The organism is Mesorhizobium sp. B2-3-7, from assembly GCF_006442695.1.
Lineage (GTDB): Bacteria > Pseudomonadota > Alphaproteobacteria > Rhizobiales > Rhizobiaceae > Mesorhizobium.
This window is the reverse complement of the sequence record NZ_VFVV01000007.1, coordinates 220,709-239,320: the sequence shown is the minus strand read 5'-3', so window position 1 is coordinate 239,320 and position 18,612 is coordinate 220,709. Positions and strand designations below refer to the sequence as shown.

Here is an 18,612-nt window from a genome sequence, read left to right as displayed (position 1 = left end):
GGCAGGATGTCAATGAAGCCAGGGAAAAATAGCACAACCATCCTGACAGCCCTGTGTCAGCACGGTCGTGAAAGGGAGAGCGGGGTGCACGGCAGACGCGGAGCGGGTGCGTTGAAATCGGCCGGAACTGTGCTTAGGTTGCAGCCATGAGCCTGCCACATCCCAATACGGACCAGATCAGCCTGCCGATCGTGCTCGCCGTGCTCGGCGACCCGACGCGGCTGGCGATCGTGCGTTATCTCGCCAGCAAGGAAGGCGTGCCGCTGAACTGCAGCAAATTCCTCGATCTCGCCTCGAAGACCAATCTGAGCTACCACCTGGCAAAGCTGCGCGAGGCCGGCGTGACTCGCGCAGAAGTGGCCGGCACCAACCGCATGATCACGCTGCGCCGCGCCGATCTCGATGCCCGCTTCCCCGGCCTGCTCGACAGCATTATTGCCGCCGCAGGCGACGATCCGGCGCTGCCGGCGGTCGGCGGCCATGATATCGAAGTGACGGCCTGACTCGCGGGATCTGGGTTCTCGCCCCCACGGAAGTGGGGAGAGGAAACGCTGCCTCACAACCGGAGCTCCCCATGCGCATCGCTGTCCTCGCCGATATCCATGGCAATGTGCTGGCGCTTGACGCCGTGCTCGCCGACCTCGAGCGGCGCGGCGGCGCGGATATCACGGTCAATCTCGGCGACAGCGTTTCGGGTCCGCTCTGGCCGCGCGAGACGTTTGCGCGGCTGGAAGCGCTGGACCTGCGGACCGTGCGCGGCAATCATGACCGCCGCGTCGCCGCCGATCCGGCCGATGAGACCATGTGGGCCTCCGACATCTACGCGCGGGAACGGCTGACCGGGGCGCAGCGCGAGGTGCTGTTCGCCCAGCCTCTGACGCTGGAGATCGCGCCCGGCGTGATCGCTTTCCATGCCAGGCCCGATCATGACGAGAAATACCTGCTCGATGCGATCACCGATGGCCGGCTGGTGCGTGCGCCGCTGGCGGCGATCCGGCGGCGGTTGAAGGCGCTCGATCCGGCCTGCCGCCTGGCCCTGTGCGGCCATAGCCACCGGGCCGAACTGATCCGCTTGCCCGGCGGTCCGGTGATCTTCAACCCGGGCAGCGTCGGCTGTCCCGCCTATGAAGACTCGACGCCGCCGGCGCATTCCTCCGAGCAGGGCGCGCCGCATGCGCGCTATGGCATCGTCACTTCAGGCGAGCCCGGCCGGCCCGACCGTTTCGAGGCCATCGCCGTCGACTACGATCACGAGGCGGCCGCCAGCCAAGCCGAACAGGCGGGACGGCCCGAATGGGCCCATGCGCTGCGAACCGGCTTCATGCCCGGCTGAATGCTTTTTGCATTCATGCCGCCAGGCTGAATGCTCTTTGCATTCCCGGCTGAATGCGCTTGCATTCATGCCGCCCGGCTGAGCTCTCTCCCCGCTCTCCGATCATCGCCCTCACGCAGCTCCGTCCCTGCCGGAAGAAAATCTCGCTTCTGGACATGGCGCAGCGTCGTCGCCTATAAAATCGGCTTCGCGTGTGGCGGCGTTTTCGTATCTGGCGGTGCCTTTGGTAATGCAATCTATCGGCCACGGCGAAGCGATGAAGCGCCGGTCTATGCTCCGAACGACGCTCTTCGCGCTGATCGCCGCTCCTTTGCTTCTGACGGTGGCCCATGCCGAGGATGGGCCGTTCATCTCCATCGTCACCGGCCTCGCGCCCGACGATCTCCTCAACGTCCGCGCCCAGCCATCGCCGATCGGCAAGACCGAGGCGCGTCTGGCCAACGGCGCCAGCGTGAACAATCTCGGCTGCATCGATGTCGATGGCCGCCAATGGTGCAAGGTCGAGGCCGAGAACCCGAAAATCAGCGGCTGGACCCCCGCGCGTTACCTCAACCCCGTCAATCCGGCATCCCTGCCCAATCCGGATCAGGCGGATGGAGGCCAGGCGCTCGACGCAACGGCCGGCCCGACGGCCGCTCCGCCGCCCGCGTTGCCGCCCGACCTGACGGCGAGGCTGGGCGGAGCCGACAACGCGGCTGCAACCACGCCGAAATCCGCGGCGGCAGTTGCCATGCAGGATGCTTACGGCCTGGCGCTGGTGGCGAATGAACCGCTGCCCACTGGGGAGAATCCGCCTCAGGCGGAGGCCACCGCCGGAGGTGCAGCCATTGAAATTCCCTGCGCGCGCAATGTCGGCCAGCCGATGACCCTTTGCGCGGCAAGCGTCGAGCACAAGGGCAGCGACAAGGCCGACGTCACCGTGACCTGGCCCGACGGCGGCAGCCGCGTCATCTCCTTCTACGGCGGACTGCCCGCCGGCTCCGATGGCGACAGCGATTTCCGCTTCACCCGCGAAGGCGGCCTCAGCATGATCCGCGTCGGCGTCTCGGAGCGATTCGAGATTACGGACGCGGTGGCGTTTGGGCATTAGTTTGGAAGGCAACAGGGCAGTAGGGCAGTAAGGCAATATGTGAAGTGCCTGGAGTGACTGCCCTACTGCCCCTACTGCCCCTACTGCCCCTACTGCCCTCATTTTCGGGGTTACATCAGGCAAAACTCTTCCCTATAAGGCCCTCCTAGCCTGATACCAGAATCGCAAGCACAACCGGCCGGGTCTCCCGTCCCGGTTTTTCGTGCAAGCCGCTCGCCGAACGGAATTCATAAAGATGCCAAGACGCACCGACATCAAGTCGATCCTGATCATCGGGGCCGGCCCCATCGTCATCGGCCAGGCCTGCGAGTTCGACTATTCCGGCACGCAGGCCTGCAAGGCGCTGAAGGAAGAGGGTTTCCGCGTCATCCTGGTCAATTCCAACCCGGCCACCATCATGACCGACCCGGAACTGGCCGACGCCACCTATATCGAGCCGATCACCCCCGAAGTCGTGGCCAAGATCATCGCCAAGGAGCGGCCCGACGCGCTGCTGCCGACCATGGGCGGCCAGACCGCGCTCAACACCGCGCTGTCGCTGCGCCGCATGGGCGTGCTGGAGCGCTATAATGTCGAGATGATCGGCGCCGACGCCACGGCCATCGACAAGGCCGAGGACCGGGCGCTGTTCCGCGAGGCGATGAAGAAGATCGGCCTGGAAACGCCGAAGTCGATGCTGGCCAACGCCACCGACGTCAAGAATGCCGACCGCAAGACGCATGAGGCCGAGCGCGCGGCGCTGAAGGCCGAAAAGCCCGACAATCTCGACGCCGCGCTCGATGCGCTGGAAACAAGCTGGAACCTGGGCGAAGGCGACCGCAAGCAGCGCTACATCAGCCACGCCATGGCGATCGCCGCCCAGGCGCTCGACCATGTCGGCCTGCCCGCCATCATCCGCCCCTCCTTTACCATGGGCGGCACCGGCGGCGGCATCGCCTACAACAGGGCCGAATTCTTCGACATCGTCCAGTCCGGCCTCGACGCCTCGCCGACCACCGAAGTGCTGATCGAGGAGAGCGTGCTCGGCTGGAAGGAATACGAGATGGAGGTCGTCCGCGACAGAGCGGACAATTGCATCATCGTCTGCTCCATCGAGAACATCGATCCGATGGGCGTGCACACGGGCGATTCGATCACCGTCGCGCCGGCGCTGACCTTGACCGACAAGGAATACCAGATGATGCGCAACGCCTCGATCGCGGTGCTGCGCGAGATCGGCGTCGAGACCGGCGGCTCCAACGTGCAGTTCGCCGTCAATCCGGCCGATGGCCGTCTCGTCGTCATCGAGATGAACCCGCGCGTCTCCCGCTCCTCGGCGCTGGCCTCCAAGGCGACCGGCTTCCCCATCGCCAAGATCGCGGCCAAGCTAGCCGTCGGCTACACGCTGGACGAGTTGGAGAATGACATCACCGGCGGCGCGACACCCGCCTCGTTCGAACCGAGCATCGATTACGTGGTGACGAAAATCCCGCGCTTTGCCTTCGAAAAATTCCCCGGCGCCGAGCCGGTGCTGACCACCGCGATGAAGTCGGTGGGCGAAGTGATGGCCATCGGCCGCACCTTCCAGGAATCCCTGCAGAAGGCTTTGCGTGGATTGGAGACCGGCCTCACCGGTCTCGACGAGATCGAGATCCCCGGCCTTGGCTCCGCCAACAGCGCCGACGACCGCAACGCGATCCGCGCCGCCTTGGGCACGCCGACGCCCGACCGGCTGCGCATGGTGGCGCAGGCGATCCGCATGGGCACCTCGCTGGAAGACGTGCACGCTATGTGCAAGATCGATCCGTGGTTCCTCGAGCAGATCGCCGGGATCCTCGCCATGGAAGCCCGCATCCGGGAGCACGGCCTGCCTGAGGACGCCGCCAATCTGCGCATGCTGAAGGCCATGGGTTTTTCGGACGCCCGCCTCGCCTCATTGACGAAGAGCGACGTGGAAGTCGTTCAGAAGATTCGTGAAAAGCTCGACGTTCATCCGGTTTATAAGCGCATCGACACCTGCGCGGCCGAGTTCGCGTCGCCGACCGCCTACATGTACTCCACTTATGAAGTGCCCTTCGCCGGCGCGCTCGCCAACGAGGCGCAGGTGTCGTCGCGCAAGAAGGTGGTCATCCTCGGCGGCGGCCCGAACCGCATCGGCCAAGGCATCGAATTCGACTACTGCTGCTGCCACGCGGCCTTTGCGCTGCGCGACGCCGGCTATGAAGCGATCATGATCAACTGCAACCCCGAGACCGTGTCGACCGACTACGACACCTCGGACCGGCTCTATTTCGATCCGCTGACGGCGGAGGACGTGCTGGAGATCCTGCGCGCCGAGCAGGCGTCGGGCGAGCTGGTCGGCGTCATCGTCCAGTTCGGCGGCCAGACGCCGCTGAAGCTCGCCGACGCACTGGAGAAGGCCGGCATCCCGATCCTCGGCACCTCGCCCGACATGATCGACCTGGCGGAGGACCGCGACCGCTTTCAGAAGCTGCTGCACAAGCTCAACCTCAGCCAGCCGAAGAACGGCATCGCCTATTCGGTCGAGCAGGCCCGCCTCGTCGCCGGCGAGCTCGGCTTCCCCCTGGTGGTGCGCCCCTCCTATGTGCTGGGCGGCCGCGCCATGCAGATCATCCATGACGAGGGCATGCTGCAATCCTATCTGCTCGACACCGTGCCCGGCCTGGTGCCGGAGGACATCAAGCAGAAATACCCCAACGACAAGACCGGCCAGATCAACACGCTGCTGGGCAAGAACCCGCTGCTGTTCGACACCTATCTCAGTGGCGCCATCGAGGTCGATGTCGACTGCCTCTGCGACGGCAAGGCGACCTTTGTCTCTGGCATTCTCGAGCATATCGAGGAGGCCGGCATCCATTCGGGCGACTCGGCCTGTTCGCTCCCCGTTCACTCGCTGCCTTCGGAGCTGGTCGACGAGTTGGAGCGGCAGACGGCGGCCCTTGCCAGCGCGCTCAATGTCGGCGGTCTGATGAACGTGCAATACGCGATCAAGGACGGCACGGTCTATGTGCTGGAGGTCAACCCGCGCGCGTCGCGCACCGTGCCCTTCGTCGCCAAGACCATCGGACGTCCCATAGCGAAAATCGCCGCCCGCATCATGGCCGGCGAGAGCCTGGAAGACGCCTTCGCCCATTATGGCGCCATGCCCGACCCGCGCAATCCTGGCCACATCGCGGTCAAGGAAGCCGTCTTCCCCTTCGCCCGCTTCCCCGGAGTCGACATCCTGCTCGGTCCGGAAATGCGCTCGACCGGCGAGGTCATGGGCCTCGACCGTGATTTTGCCCTGGCCTTCGCCAAGAGCCAGCTCGGGGCGGGTGTTGATCTGCCCCGCTCCGGCACGCTGTTCGTCTCGGTGCGCGACGAGGACAAGAAAGGCATCCTACCGGCGGTCAAGCGCCTCGCCGGCCTCGGCTTCAAGGTGATGGCCACCTCAGGCACCGCCCGCTTCCTCGCCGAAAACGGCGTCGTCGCCGAGAAGATCAACAAGGTCCTGGAGGGTCGCCCCCACATCGAAGACGCCATCCGCAACCGCCAGGTGCAGATCGTCTTCAACACGACGGATGGCCAGAAAGCGGTGTCGGACTCCAAGTCGCTGCGCCGCGCGACCCTGATGCAGAAGGTGCCGTATTATACGACGCTGTCAGGCGCGGCGGCTGTGGCGGAGGCGATCGCGGCGCTGAAGGCGGGGAGCCTGGAAGTGAGGCCGCTGCAGGAGTATTTTGGCTAATTACTTGGACTGACGTCGATACCTTGCCCGACGTGGTCCGTGCTTAGATTTCGCCGCGCTCTGCGCTTCTCCCCAATCACCTAGCGTTATGTATCGGAAAAGTCTCTCCTCTGCCCTGTCAAGCATCGCAGAGTGAATATTTCTCGATAAGAATTTTATCCGCTCGTAATACTCTTTTGCGAAACTCTTAGCCGCATCCGCCTGCGAGTGCTTCACTAACGCTCCAACATGCCCCAGTGATAGTGTGACAATCGGATATTGATCAATTTTCAGAGATTGCTGCGAATCCATCACTCTAAGAGTTTTAACAGCAACATCAATGAGATCCCGCGTTACCGCGTCGTATTGAGTTCGTTGTCGCGCGGAGCGCAACTGCAGATCAGCAAGCGCGTGGACTGCGTACGGGTTGCCGGAATAAGCGCTTATCGATCGCTGCATCATAGATACAGCCTCCGGAAGATTACCTTGCTCAGCTAAATAAAGACCATATTGAAGCCAATAATGTCCATCAAGTTGAAAGTCAGTCTCAAAATCAGCATAAACAACAGAGCCATCCTCATGTCGGCCCTTGCGCCGAGAAATCTCACTAATAAATGTGTGATTTAGCAAGAATCTGAACAACTGCGCATCTTGCCTGTGAACATGCCTAACGATAGGCATATTGTATTTCACATAAGTTCTAAGAATCTCTCTCAGGGCGTCACGTATATCCTCGAAGGCCGCAACCTCATCAAATATATGCCTTACATATAAGTCATGCCTGGCGATTAGCCTTTTGCTTTCCGTGTATGACACTATGCCGTCAAGAGCTTCCAACGCTTTATCAAACGTCCTCGTAGGCTTCAGTTTAGAATAAGCCTCTCGGGCCACATCAGCGCTCACACCAATTCTGGCCAAGGTTGCAACGCCAACGATTAACAAAAGACGCCTTGTGTCTGCGTCCGGGAGTTTCTCAAACTCATTGGTAATAATGTTATCAAAATTTTCCGAATCTGTAGCTTCTCGAAGGGCGATTAGTAGTTGGCTTTTCGATTTCGCTAGCTCTGCATGCTGCTGCAACCGAGTCATCTTTCGGAAGCGAGGCGCAGGTACGTATTCAACAAGACGATCGATCAAAGGATCATAATCCCGCCTGACAAATCGCTCGAACGATGCCGGACGCGCAAATTCACCTAGATATCGAGAAAGGTGCTCGTTCCACTCACCAGTGCGAGATGAAGAGACGACTGTTATATTACCTGCCTTTATTGAGAGAAGAGAGTCAGAGAATCCGTCACCCAAAATAAAAAGATCTCCGGCAAAAACTATGCACCGATCTCCATGCAATCTACTTAGCAAAGAAAGTGCCTTCATAGGCGACACCACGTCTCTGCTCATTTCATAAATGGGTACTTCCGGGTTATCTTTGGCGTAGTCAAGCATTGCCATCATTGTAGCAGTTGTCTTACCACTGCCGGCCTGCCCTGTGGTGACGAAAAGCCGATCACCTCGTCCAATCGACTCAAAGAGCTCTTTTTTTAAACTTTCAAACGCCTCAAGTCGAACAGGGATCTTGGATGCCGCAAGGGTCCAACTCGGAGGAAAGCCTTGAAGAAACTGCCGTCCCATTAGCGCTTCTTCACTCGGGCGCATCCGTTTCAGGCGCTCAGCGAGCACTTTAAATGAAATAGGGTAAAGGGAGTGGGCAACATCTATGTCAGAGGCTGTAACCAAGTTAAGCGCCGCAGCACCAAACTCGTTAGCTTTAGCCACTACCTCGCGGGCGTCATTTCCGCTTGGAAATGCGGATTTGACCCAAGCCGCAAAATCTTTGAGAGTGCCCTCAACGTGCACCAATCCCTTTGACTTTAACCCTTCTTTTTTAATAGGAGACAACCTATCCGGCGTGATCACATAGCCGCGCCCGGAAGAGAGTTTTCCGTTGATTTTAGCCCTTTCGATTTCTGCTAATAAGATGGGCTCATCTATCGACGTACCAATAAATATTGGACATGAAGAGATGTAATCCTGACCGCATCTTTCGTACCAATAGTTTTTATTACTTAGAATATGCCTCGCGTACTCCGTATCTGAAAGTACAAATCCGTGCTCTGGCTTGCTTATATCTCCATGAAGGTGAATAACATGGAGAAAACGAGGACCCTCAAATTCAGCCGCAGAGTCAATCATTCCGTTGTAGTACCGGCGGACCTGCGCAGTTCTTTTCTGAATATTTTCAATAGAGTCATCGTAGTTGAACGTATATATTCTCTTCCAACATACTTGTAAAAGTGATACGATTTCATCGGATGGAGATACGCCTTTATACTCTCTAATAAGAATTGAATTGATCTGAACATCGCTCAGATATTGACCGCGCACTGCGGACATCACTTCTGTTAAAGTTTCAGAATCATAGGGAAGACCAGCACGTTCGGCGAACAGCTTGGCCAGAGCTCCTCCCGTTTTAACGGGATGGCCGTAGGAATTTTTACTTGAAGCCGATGCACCGGCGCCAATAATTAGAAGGGCATCCCCCTGCATAATGGTTTTTATTAGAAAGGCTTCATCGCCAGAATCGAGTTCCATGGATCCCCCTGAAGTTTATTCGATATTGCTTTTTTTCGTGACTCAATCAATGCCCCAACTCAAGACGGTGCTAGGTGCGCTTGGCAGTTTTCGGACCAATGGAATGGGGTGGGGTTTCCAGTTTCTATGCGCAAATGTTGAGAAGTTGCATGGTTGAGGGAGAAGGTGTGCTCAAGACTGGCTTTTGCAAGAGTTCTTCACGCCACCGCCACACACTCAATCTCAATATCAAACTCCATCGGCCAGGACGCCACAGGCACGAAACTCCGCGCCGGCGGGTTCACGCTGAAATACTTCGCATAGACCCGGTTGATCGCGTTGTAGAATCCCGAATTGACGGCGTAGATGCGCACCATCACCACGTTTCCAGCGAGGTGCCGGCCGCTTCCAGGCAGTGTTTCAGCGCCTTCAGCGATGCCTCGGTCTGCACCTCGATGTCGCCGCGCACCATCTCGCCGGTCACCATGTCCACCGGCGGCGTCGCCGAGATGAACACGAATCCGTTGGCCTTCACCGCCGTCGAACAGGGCAGGCCGAGCGCCCGCACCTTGTCCGACATGACGGGCACTTCGATGATTTCTTTTTTCATGGTGATGCTCCCTGGGTTTGGGGGAGCTTATAGTGCCGGCCGGGGAACGCCAGCGCCGACGCGTTGTCCAGCCTTCACCCTTGCCCCGGATAAGGCGTGCCGTCCTTGTGCAGGAACCGGCCGTCCGAACTCGGGCTCATCATGTCGATGTCGGAGCAGGTGATGACATCGTCCGGGTTGCGCGAGCCGACCTCGAGGTAGAGCGCCGTCGTGGACGAGCGGTTGATGAGATGGTGGCCGTTGCCGCTGTTCTTGGCGAAGGTGGCGCAGTCGCCGGCGCTCAGCAGCGTCTCACCGCCATCCTCGACCAGCGTTAGCTCGCCTTCCAGCACATAGACGAACTCGTCCTCATGGCTGTGCCAGTGACGCTGGCTTGACCAGCCGCCGGGCGGCAGCGTCATCAGGTTGACGCCGAAATCGGTGAGCCCGCCGGCATCGCCAAGCCGGCGGCGCGTGCGGCCGGCGCAAGGGCCATCGAAGGGCGCGGGATAGCCCGAGCCCTTGCGGAGGGGCAGGGATGCGAGGTCGAGTTTGGGCATGGGTGCTCTCAGGGTGGTGGTGCGGCACTGTAGTCCCACGCAGGCATGGGAAGAACCCTGTTGCGAGATGTGAGCCGTCGCGCCCTACGGCGCCCCCCTCTGTCCTGCCGGACATCTCCCCCACGAGGGGGGAGATTGGCAGCTTCGGCGACGGCGCTCTTTCTTCCAGCGCTGAAGATTAGCGAAAGCATTCGCGACAGCCAATCTCCCCACCTGTGGGGGAGATGTCCGGCAGGACAGAGGGGGCGCCGTAGAGTGCTGTCGTCTGCGGTTCAGCTCCCTCTCGACCGCCCTCACCCCTGATGCGCGGCCCCCAGTTCCTTCACGTGCTTCTCGTGCATCTTCAGCGTCGGCAGCGTCTTCTTGGCGAATTCCTTCATCGCCGGATCGTCGCCCGATTGGGCGTAGGTGCTGAAGAGCGCGACGGCGTCCTTGTGAGCTGCTGTCTGCATCATGATGTATTTGGTGTCGAAGTCCTTGCCGCTGGCGGCCTTGAGTTCGTCGAGCTGGCCCTGTTCTTTCGGCTGAAGCGCCGGGCCGGCCGGCTTGGTCGAGGCGGTGGTCTGGCCCTGCGCGAGCGCCGCCTTGAAGTCCTCGCCGGCCTTGGTGTGGTCCTTGATCATCTGTTTGGCGAAGGCCTTGACGTCGGCCGACGCCGATTTCTGCTCGGCGAGCTTGCTCGACTGGATCTCGAACTCGTTGGCGCCGGGCACCGTCTTGATGAAGGTCTGCGTGTCGACCTTGCTGTCGGCCGCCAGCGGCGTCGTTTGGGCGGTGGATTGGGCAAGCGCGGCGGGCGCGGCGGCGAGCAAGGCCGCGGCGGTCATGGTCAGAAGCGTTTTCATCTGCAATCTCCGGTCGGAATGGTTCCCTCGGGATTCCAACGCCGCAGATGCACGGAAGTTGCGCCGGGCGCCTTGCCGTCAATGGCAGCATGCCTCGCCATATTGCAGCTGCTCGTGCCAGTTCGGCCGGCCCTCCGGGGTGAAATCCATCAGGTTCCACAGGATCTCGCAGGTGCCGATGGCGCGCGGGTCCTGGCCGGGTTCGGGCGGCGCGAAGCCGAGTTCGGACGACCAGAAATGCCTGATGCCGTCAGCGTCGCGGTGGAACACCGAGAGCAGCGGGATCTGCGCGCCGTCGGCATCCTCGGCATTGTAGTCGCGCTTGAAGCTGTTGTTGGCCGACGACACCAGCCGCATGTTCTGCCAACCACGGTCGCGGCCGAGCGTGACGAGGTTTTCGAGCGCGGTTTTCGCCACCACGGCAAAGTTGAAGCCGGCCGCCTGGAGATGGCCGACGGCGCCGTCGAACTGGTCGAGCAGCGCCGTGCAGGACGGGCATGGCTGGTCCGGCCGCGCCAGCTTCGCCGTGCCGCCCGTTATTGCCACGTCGCGCGTCTCCTGCGGATGGCGCGGGAACATCATCTGGTAGAGGATCAGCGTGTCCTTGCCGGGTGCGAACAGTTCCGACAGCTTTATCTCGGCCGCCCTGCCCTCGGCATCCAGCCCCTCGAACACGTAATCCTGTGGCACCAGCCCGCCCGGCGGCAACGCGCGGCGCGCCACGGCCACATCCTCCATGGCGCGGCGCAGCGCGATTTCCTTCTTCAGCAGCTTTTCGCGGGCGGCGCGGTATCTGGCGGATTCGTTGGGGAAGGTGATCATGATCGGCTCCTTGGGTCACAGCGCCGGCGTCCCGGCGCGGTTGCTCTAAGACCTAAGGACGCGCCGCTGCGGCCGGTTCCGACATTTTCTCCTCACCCCTTCACGCCGCCGGCGGTGAGGCCGGAGACGATCTTGCGCTGGAAGATCAGCACCAGCAGCACCAGCGGCACGGTGACGATCACCGATGCGGCCATGATGTTGCCCCACGGGATCTCGAACTGCGAATTGCCCGAAAGCAGCGCGATCGCCACCGGCACGGTCCGCTGGGCGTTGTTGGAGGTGAATGTCAGCGCAAACAGGAACTCGTTCCACGCGCCGATAAAGGCGAGCAGCCCGGTGGTCGCCAGCGCCGGCCACATCAGCGGCAGGAAGATGCGCGTGATGATGATCCACGGCGTCGCGCCGTCAAGGATCGCCGCCTCCTCGACCTCGACCGGCAGGTCGCGCACGAAGGCGGTGAGCACCCAGACGGTGAACGGCAAGGTGAAGATCATGTAGGAGAAGATCAGCGCGAGAAGCGAATTGTAGAGGCCGAACATCCGCACCAGTTCGAACAGTCCGGCCAGCACCGCCACCTGCGGGAACATCGATACCGACAGGATGGCGAATAGTAGCGCTGAGCGGCCGCGAAAACGGATGCGCGCCAGCGCGTAGGCCGCGGTGACGCCGAGGAACAGCGAGAGCGCGACGACCGCGCCGGAGACCACCAGTGAGTTGATCAGGTTGCGTGCGAAGGCGCCTTCGGTCAGCACGTTGCGATAATTGCCGAGGCTGAACGTCTTCGGCCAGAGGTCGGCCTGGAACAGTTCGGTGCCCGATTTCAGGCTGGTGACGATGGCGTAATAGAAGGGGAATACCGCGACCAGCACGATGGCCGCGACCAGCAGGTAGAAAGCCGTCCGCTTCAGGATCCACATCTCAGCGCCCGCCCTCGAGGCTGACCCCGCCGATCCGGATATAGGCCATGGTGAGAAGCGCAAGAATGAGGAACAGCAGCGTCGAAGCGGCCGAGCCGTAGGCGAATTTGTCGAACTCGAACAGGTTCTCGCGCGCGAACACCGACATCGACTTGGTGTGCACGTTGTTGGGCGTCAGCACATAGATCAGGTCGAAGATGCGCAGCGCATCGAGCGCGCGGAAGATCACCGCCACCATCACCGCAGGCCGGATCAGCGGCAAGGTCACCCGCCAGAAGATCTGCCACGGATTGGCGCCGTCGAGCCTGGCGACCTCGATGATCTCGCGCGGCAGCATCTGCAGCGCGGCAAGGATGAGCAGCGCCATGAACGGCGTCGTCTTCCAGATGTCGACGACCAGCACGGCGGCCATCGCCGTGTCCGCGTTGGCCGTCCAGGCGATCTTGGTGTCGATCAGGCCGAGATTGAGCAGAACCACATTGATGATGCCGAACTGGTCGTTGAGCATCCACTGCCACATCTTGGCCGAGACGATGGTCGGGATCGCCCAGGGGATGAGGATCGCCGCCCTGACGATGCCGCGGCCCGGGAATTCGGCATTGAGCACCAGCGCGACGACCATGCCGAGGATCGTCTCGCAGGTAACCGAAAGGGCCGCGAAACGCACCGTGTTCCAGACGGCGCTCCACCACACCGGGTCGGCCAGCACGCCATCGTAGAGCACCCGGCCGCTCGGCATGCGCAGCACCGAGAAGTAATTGGCGAAGCCTGCCCACTGGCGGGCGTCAAGATCGGCCAGCGAAGCGTCGGTGAAACTGAAATAGACCGTGCGGGCGAGCGGCCAGCCGGCAGCGGCGGCGAGCACCAGGAGCATCGGCGCCAGGAACAGCCAGGCCGAACGCACGCGCTGGCGCATCAGCCGCGAGCGCGGGCGGTGGGTCGCGACGGCTTCAGTCCTCGGCTCCGCTTCTGTCATCCCTCGCGCCGGGCGGGACATGGAGGCGCGTTGTGGCGTCACCAGCCACGCCCCTTCAGCCTGGTCAGCATGGCTTCGAGGTCGGCCAGATTGTCGCCCGCGGTGCCATCGCCCGACAGCGTCTTGTGGACGGCGTTCCAGAATTGGCTCGACGCCTCGTTGTACTTGATCCTGGCCGCGGCCGAGGGACGCGGCACCGCATTGAGGAAGATCTGCTTCCAGCGCGGAACGATCGGCTGTTGTCTGGCGATGTCGGTATCGTCATAGAGCGCCTGGATGGTCGGCAGGCTGGAGTTCCTCAGCGCGCGGTATTTCTGCATCGCGGGCGAGGCGATGAATTTGACGAGCCCGATCGCAGCGTCCGGGTGCCTGGAATATTTGGACACGGCAAGATTCCAGCCACCCAGCACCGCCGCCGGACGCGCGCCTTCGCCGGTGCCGGCCGGCAGCGGCGCTACGTCGAACTTGCCCTTGATCGGCGAGCCTTCGGAATTGCCTAGTGCATAGGCGTAGGGCCAGTTGCGCATGAAGACCGCATTGCCGGTCTGCCACACGCCGCGCGATTCCTCTTCCTGATAGGCCAGCACGCCGGGTGGCGCGATGGTTCCGACCCAGCCTTTGGCCGTGTCGAGCGCTGCCGCCGCTTTTGGATTGTTGATCGAGATGGTGCCGTCCGGCTCGATGATCTGGCCGCCGCCGTTCGACATCACCCATTCCAGCGCGTCGCAGGTCAGCCCCTCATAGGCATTGCCCTGGAAGACGAAGCCCCAGATGTCCTTGTTGCCGGCAGCCCGTTCCTTGTCCATGACCAGCCTGGCGGTGTCGGCCAGCTCCTTCCAGGTGGCAGGCACCTTGGCGCCGTATTTGTCGAGCAGGTCCTTGCGGTAGTAGAGCGCCGGCGCATCGGTGAAGATCGGCAGCGCCACCAGCCTCCCGTTGACGGTCTGCGACTGGATGATCGAGGGGAAATGGGCGCCGACGACATCCTTGGTCGCCGCGGTCAGGTCGACGAGCTGGCTGGCGAGCTGCGGCGCCCAGATCACATCGGTCTGGTAGACGTCGATATCGCTATTGCCGGCGGCAAGCCACAGCCTGTACTGGCCGAACTGGTCGGTCCCGGATGCCGGCATGACGACGATGCTGACCTTGTTGCCGCTGTCCTTCTCATAGCGGTCGAGGATTTCACGCAGCACCTTGATGCCGATTCCTGTGTCGCCCGATACGATCGACAATTCGACGGCTCGCGCAGGCACAGCCGCAATCATCGCGGCAGCGACCAACGTGGCAAATGCGTGAAAGAGCCTCATGGCGGCGGAGGATCTCCTTTCGGAACGGCGACGCAAGCCTTCGAGGCTCCGGAAGCTCGTCGGACCCCTCCACCATTCTTTGAATGCGGAGCGGCGCTCTGGGTTCCCGAGCGATGCCCGCGAGCGGCGGTGGGCCGGGCCGCGGCTTCAGCCTTCCCAGGCGACAGGGCTCATCCCAAGCCGCTGATAGAGCCTGACAGCGGCGGCGTTTTCCACCGTGTTGGTCTTGAGGTCGACATGGTCTGCGCCGCGTTCGCGAAAGACGGCGAAGGCGTGCCACATCAGCGCCTCGCCGATGCCCCTGCCGCGCGCCTGCGGATGCACGGCGAGATCCCTGACGAAGGCGCTCGTCCAGCACAGCGCCGCCGCCACCAGCAGGCCCTTGGCGTCGATGACGAGGAAACAGAGCGCAGAATCGAATTCGGGGTCGCCTGAGATGCGTGGCCACCATTCGTCGAACGGGCCGTCGGCGCCATCGTCGAACACTTCGGTCAGCAGCGCATGCAAGGCCGGCGCATCGCCGGGCTCGAGGGTGCGCATGACAAAGCCATCCGACCAGTGCGCGGGAACCAGCGTCTCGTCGAGGATCTTGCGCAGCCGGATGTCGTTCGGAGCCGGCGGGCGCGGTTCGGGCATTTCGCTCAGGCGTCGGGCAGCAGGCGGCGCCGCTTGCGGTCGACGCCGAGGCCGGTCGCCTCGAGCAGGCCCTTGCGCTTGGCGTCGAAATAGTAGCCGGTCTGGTAGAGCCAGTCGGCGCGCTTGGCGTTGCCGTCCGACACCAGCCAGGCGCCACGCAGGTATTTGACGGCGTATTTCAGGTTGGTTTCGGCATCGAACAGGCCCCTGGCCGGTCCGTCATAGCCCATGCCGCGCGCCGTCGCGTGATTGATCTGCATCAGCCCCCAATGGCCGTTGTTGTAGGCTTTGGGATTGAAGGTGCTTTCGCGGTTGACGACATGGCGCACAAGGTCGACCGGCACCTGATAAAACGCGGCGTATTTTACGATCAGCCGGTCGATATCGCCGCGCACGCCGGTCGCATGCTCTTCCTGCACCGGAGCGGCAGGAAACTGGACGAGGGCAGCCGGATTCTGCGGCACAACATAGGCCGCCTGCTGCACGCCGGGCATGGCTTTCTGATCGTTCCTGGCGATCGCCGGCACGATGAGCCCGGCGGTGGCGTAGGTGGCTGCCGCCTTGATTGGTGCGCCGGCGCCAGCCGGCGGCGGCGCCTGCCAGGCATTGGCGGTCATCACCGCCGGCACGGCCGGTGCGGTTGGGGTCGCTCCGGCAAAGGCCGCGGTTGCCGCGGCCGCCTGTGTGGTCGGGCCGGCGGACAACTCAGCGGTTTGAACGGGCGTAATCCCCGACGATTCCGGCAGCACCGAAACCGTCTCCGGCAACGGCATGGTGAAGCCGGCATCGGTGCCGGCGACGGTCGCTGTTTCGGTGAGGGAAGACGCGGATTTCATCTGCGATGTCGACGTGCAACCGCTGACGCAGGCCATGGCCGCGATCACGCCGAGCGCGATAAGGGTTTGTTTTGCTGGCAAGCCGCGTTCGGGTCCGGTTCGTCGGATGTTAAGAAATCCCTTACACCAGCGATTCCTGGCGAGCAATCGGGGCGCTCAGGTGGTTTTCGGGTGGCGAGACTCGGGCCGAAATGCCATATTGTTCCTGATATGTACCGGCATGAATGCCGGTTTCTGGCCATTTTGCGAAAGGAGCACGCCATGCAAACGCCGTCGCAGATCACAGCCGGCCACGCAGTGTTAGAAACAGTGATCGGCTTCATGGGGATTGCCTGGAGCGAAAAGGGCCTGATCCGGCTCTGCCTGCCCGAACGCAGCCGCGAGGCAGTGGAACGGCGGCTGCTGCGCCATGCCGGCGTTTCGGCCGCTACCGTGCAGCCGCCGTGGGTGGTCGAACTGATCGCCTCGATCAAGGCCTATGCGGCAGGCGAGGACGTCGATTTCTCCTCCGTGCCGGTCGATCTCGACGGCATCGACGATTTCCGCCTCGCCATCTATGGCGCGGCGCGAAAGCTAGCCTATGGTGAAACCACCACCTATGGCGAACTGGCCAAGCGCGCCGGCCATGCCGGCCTGCCGCGCGAAACGGGTGCCGCGCTTGGCGCCAATCCGGTGCCTCTGGTCATTCCGTGTCACCGCATCGTCGCCGCCGGCGGCAAGATCGGCGGCTTCTCCGCGCCCGGCGGCTCGACCACCAAGGAAAAGATGCTGGCCATGGAAGGCGTGCGCGTCGGCCCGCCGCCGCCAGCGCAGGTCTCGTTCGGATTTTGACGCGATAACAGCCGCGCCAGGCTATGGCCTAGTCGTTATGAAAAAACCGCCGGCGGAAACGCCGGTCGTTGTCCGGTCGCTTGCAATTGTAGACCGGGCAGGATTTCGTATCGGCGCTCGGCACATAGGCGCGTGTCCTCACCTCGCCCATGGTGCAGAATTGCTGGCTCTGCACGTAGCGGTCGTAGAGTGGCAGTCCCGGTACCCGCCTCGACTGGTAACGCAGGATGACGGCGCCCTGCCGCGCGATCGTCGCCTGTACGCGGCCACACTCCATCCGCGTCGGATCGTAGCGCGAGATCGCCTGCGCCTCGGCGGCAATCAGCGTCAGGCATGCTGCCAGCAGAATGGTCTTCATGGTCCTCTCCCCTGATGCGCGGCTCACGGACAGCGCCATCTGACGCAACGGTTTCACCGGATTGGGGCGGCCATTGGGCGGTCCCTCGATCACGGCTTTCTCACGCAGTCTTGTATTTCGTGCGAAAGCAGCCTATATCAGCCCCATTGATATTTCGGCCGATCGATCCGGGCCTCGCGATCTTCGCGTTTGCTGACGTCTATCTCCAAAATCTCGATGCACACCGGCTGGACCTCGGTTCAGTCAAACCAAAGCAAATGTGAAGGACTATTTTTATGGCAACTGGAACGGTCAAGTGGTTCAACGCCACCAAGGGCTTCGGCTTCATCCAGCCTGACGCGGGCGGCGCGGACGTTTTCGTCCACATCTCCGCTGTCGAGCGCGCTGGACTGTCGACCCTGGTCGAAGGCCAGAAGATCAACTTCGAGATCGAGCAGGACCGCCGCACTGGCAAGTCGTCCGCTGGATCTCTGAGCAAGGCAGCCTGATTTTGAAAATGGCGCGCGCCGGGCGACAGCCCGGGGCGCGCGGCAAGTCACGGATGTACTGACGGTCGCGCGAGAAGCGCGCCGGAGCGGAAAGACCCGACAAGCCGGATCAGCAGATAGCTGCCAGCCCGGACCGGACGCTCCCGATCAGGCTACCGAAATGGGAAGGCGGGCATTGTCCCGCCTTTTTATTTGCCTGGATTCCAGGCATGTAAAGCCGAACCTGGAGTCCCACCTGTGGTACCATTAGAGTGGTATTATCCGGCCATGACCAAGCTTGAGCAAATCGAAAAGTCCATCACCGAACTGAGCCCCGAGGAGCTGAAGGCGTTTGCCGCATGGTTCGAGGCGCTCCAGGCGGACCTGTGGGATCGGCAGATCGAGACCGACGTGAGGGCGGGGCGATTGGACAAGCTTGCCGAACAGGCATTGGCTGACCATCGCGCCGGCCGGACTCGGCCTCTGTGAACAACGTCGCCTCTCCATCATTCTGGAAGGCTTATGAAAAACTGTCGTCGTCGATCAAAGCAAAGGCGGACAGGCGTTTTGTCATACTGCGTTCCGATCCTTTTCATCCCTCCTTACATTTCAAGCAGGTCGGTTGCTATTGGTCGGCGCGGGTCGACGAAACTACCGGGCTGTTGCCATACGCAACAATGAAGATGTGATCTGGTTCTGGATCGGCACCCATGCCTACTACGACCATTTGTTGAAATAGCTCCCGCGCAGCTTCTCGGACGATGGGTGGCC

17 protein-coding genes and 2 pseudogenes are annotated in these 18,612 nt (G+C 62.0%); 8 read left to right on the top strand and 11 right to left on the bottom strand.

From position 1 onward, the window contains the following. The first annotated feature begins 146 nt into the window (after window positions 1–146). The 4 genes from FJ940_RS16080 to carB all read left to right on the top strand — a co-directional run bounded on the left by FJ940_RS16080 (window position 147) and on the right by carB (window position 6,150). On the top strand, window positions 147–503 hold the full coding sequence (locus FJ940_RS16080; RefSeq protein ID WP_140495932.1) for a helix-turn-helix transcriptional regulator: 357 nt from the start codon (window positions 147–149) through the stop codon (window positions 501–503). 71 nt (window positions 504–574) lie between these two features. Continuing rightward, window positions 575–1,333 carry a metallophosphoesterase family protein gene (locus FJ940_RS16075; protein ID WP_140582048.1) on the top strand — a complete coding sequence of 253 codons (759 nt, stop codon included), beginning with the start codon at window positions 575–577 and terminating at the stop codon, window positions 1,331–1,333. Window positions 1,334–1,604: 271 nt separating this feature from the next. Continuing rightward, window positions 1,605–2,423 carry an SH3 domain-containing protein gene (locus FJ940_RS16070; RefSeq protein WP_246671074.1) on the top strand — a complete coding sequence of 273 codons (819 nt, stop codon included), beginning with the start codon at window positions 1,605–1,607 and terminating at the stop codon, window positions 2,421–2,423. A 235-nt stretch (window positions 2,424–2,658) separates the two neighbouring features. Continuing rightward, entirely contained in the window at window positions 2,659–6,150 is a 3,492-nt protein-coding gene (gene carB / locus FJ940_RS16065; RefSeq protein WP_140657117.1) for a carbamoyl-phosphate synthase large subunit, read from the top strand. Here carB and FJ940_RS16060 read toward each other — a convergent pair whose 3' ends face one another. The 10 genes and pseudogenes from FJ940_RS16060 to FJ940_RS16010 form a co-directional block, all read right to left on the bottom strand. Beyond that, window positions 6,151–8,718: an SIR2 family protein gene (locus tag FJ940_RS16060; RefSeq protein WP_140657115.1), complete on the bottom strand. Its 2,568-nt coding sequence runs from the start codon at window positions 8,716–8,718 to the stop codon at window positions 6,151–6,153. 197 nt (window positions 8,719–8,915) lie between these two features. Next, window positions 8,916–9,307: pseudogene (locus FJ940_RS16055) on the bottom strand (RidA family protein). Window positions 9,308–9,381: 74 nt separating this feature from the next. After that, window positions 9,382–9,846: a cupin domain-containing protein gene (locus FJ940_RS16050; protein WP_140547156.1), complete on the bottom strand. Its 465-nt coding sequence runs from the start codon at window positions 9,844–9,846 to the stop codon at window positions 9,382–9,384. Between the two features lie 293 nt (window positions 9,847–10,139). Further along, window positions 10,140–10,691 (bottom strand): DUF4142 domain-containing protein, encoded by a 552-nt coding sequence (locus FJ940_RS16040; protein WP_140495937.1) that lies wholly within the window; start codon window positions 10,689–10,691, stop codon window positions 10,140–10,142. A 78-nt stretch (window positions 10,692–10,769) separates the two neighbouring features. Beyond that, a complete protein-coding gene (locus tag FJ940_RS16035; protein WP_140657113.1) occupies window positions 10,770–11,513 on the bottom strand; it encodes a DUF899 family protein in 744 nt (247 codons plus the stop codon). Window positions 11,514–11,605: 92 nt separating this feature from the next. Further along, complete coding sequence (locus FJ940_RS16030; protein WP_140582062.1) at window positions 11,606–12,430, bottom strand: carbohydrate ABC transporter permease; 825 nt, start codon at window positions 12,428–12,430, stop codon at window positions 11,606–11,608. Window position 12,431: 1 nt separating this feature from the next. After that, complete coding sequence (locus FJ940_RS16025; protein WP_181171778.1) at window positions 12,432–13,346, bottom strand: sugar ABC transporter permease; 915 nt, start codon at window positions 13,344–13,346, stop codon at window positions 12,432–12,434. A gap of 98 nt (window positions 13,347–13,444) precedes the next feature. Beyond that, window positions 13,445–14,713, bottom strand: coding sequence for an ABC transporter substrate-binding protein (locus tag FJ940_RS16020; protein ID WP_140631929.1), 1,269 nt, complete (start codon window positions 14,711–14,713; stop codon window positions 13,445–13,447). Between the two features lie 147 nt (window positions 14,714–14,860). After that, complete coding sequence (locus FJ940_RS16015; protein WP_140516793.1) at window positions 14,861–15,349, bottom strand: GNAT family N-acetyltransferase; 489 nt, start codon at window positions 15,347–15,349, stop codon at window positions 14,861–14,863. Window positions 15,350–15,354: 5 nt separating this feature from the next. Further along, entirely contained in the window at window positions 15,355–16,266 is a 912-nt protein-coding gene (locus tag FJ940_RS16010) for a lytic transglycosylase domain-containing protein (protein ID WP_140657111.1), read from the bottom strand. Window positions 16,267–16,446: 180 nt separating this feature from the next. Here FJ940_RS16010 and FJ940_RS16005 point away from each other — a divergent pair, with 180 nt between their 5' ends. Then, a complete protein-coding gene (locus FJ940_RS16005; RefSeq protein ID WP_140524866.1) occupies window positions 16,447–17,016 on the top strand; it encodes a methylated-DNA--[protein]-cysteine S-methyltransferase in 570 nt (189 codons plus the stop codon). A gap of 28 nt (window positions 17,017–17,044) precedes the next feature. Here FJ940_RS16005 and FJ940_RS16000 read toward each other — a convergent pair whose 3' ends face one another. Next, window positions 17,045–17,374 (bottom strand): hypothetical protein, encoded by a 330-nt coding sequence (locus FJ940_RS16000; RefSeq protein WP_140495945.1) that lies wholly within the window; start codon window positions 17,372–17,374, stop codon window positions 17,045–17,047. A gap of 275 nt (window positions 17,375–17,649) precedes the next feature. Between FJ940_RS16000 and FJ940_RS15995 the strand changes: the two genes are divergently transcribed. The 3 genes and pseudogenes from FJ940_RS15995 to FJ940_RS28780 all read left to right on the top strand — a co-directional run bounded on the left by FJ940_RS15995 (window position 17,650) and on the right by FJ940_RS28780 (window position 18,580). Continuing rightward, window positions 17,650–17,862 carry a cold-shock protein gene (locus tag FJ940_RS15995; protein WP_010910991.1) on the top strand — a complete coding sequence of 71 codons (213 nt, stop codon included), beginning with the start codon at window positions 17,650–17,652 and terminating at the stop codon, window positions 17,860–17,862. Between the two features lie 267 nt (window positions 17,863–18,129). Continuing rightward, window positions 18,130–18,330 carry an iron-containing alcohol dehydrogenase gene (locus tag FJ940_RS15990; RefSeq protein ID WP_140556015.1) on the top strand — a complete coding sequence of 67 codons (201 nt, stop codon included), beginning with the start codon at window positions 18,130–18,132 and terminating at the stop codon, window positions 18,328–18,330. Continuing rightward, a pseudogene (locus FJ940_RS28780) lies at window positions 18,327–18,580 on the top strand (hypothetical protein). The gene FJ940_RS15990 and the pseudogene FJ940_RS28780 overlap by 4 nt, the downstream one beginning before the upstream one ends. The last annotated feature ends 32 nt before the right edge of the window (window positions 18,581–18,612 follow it).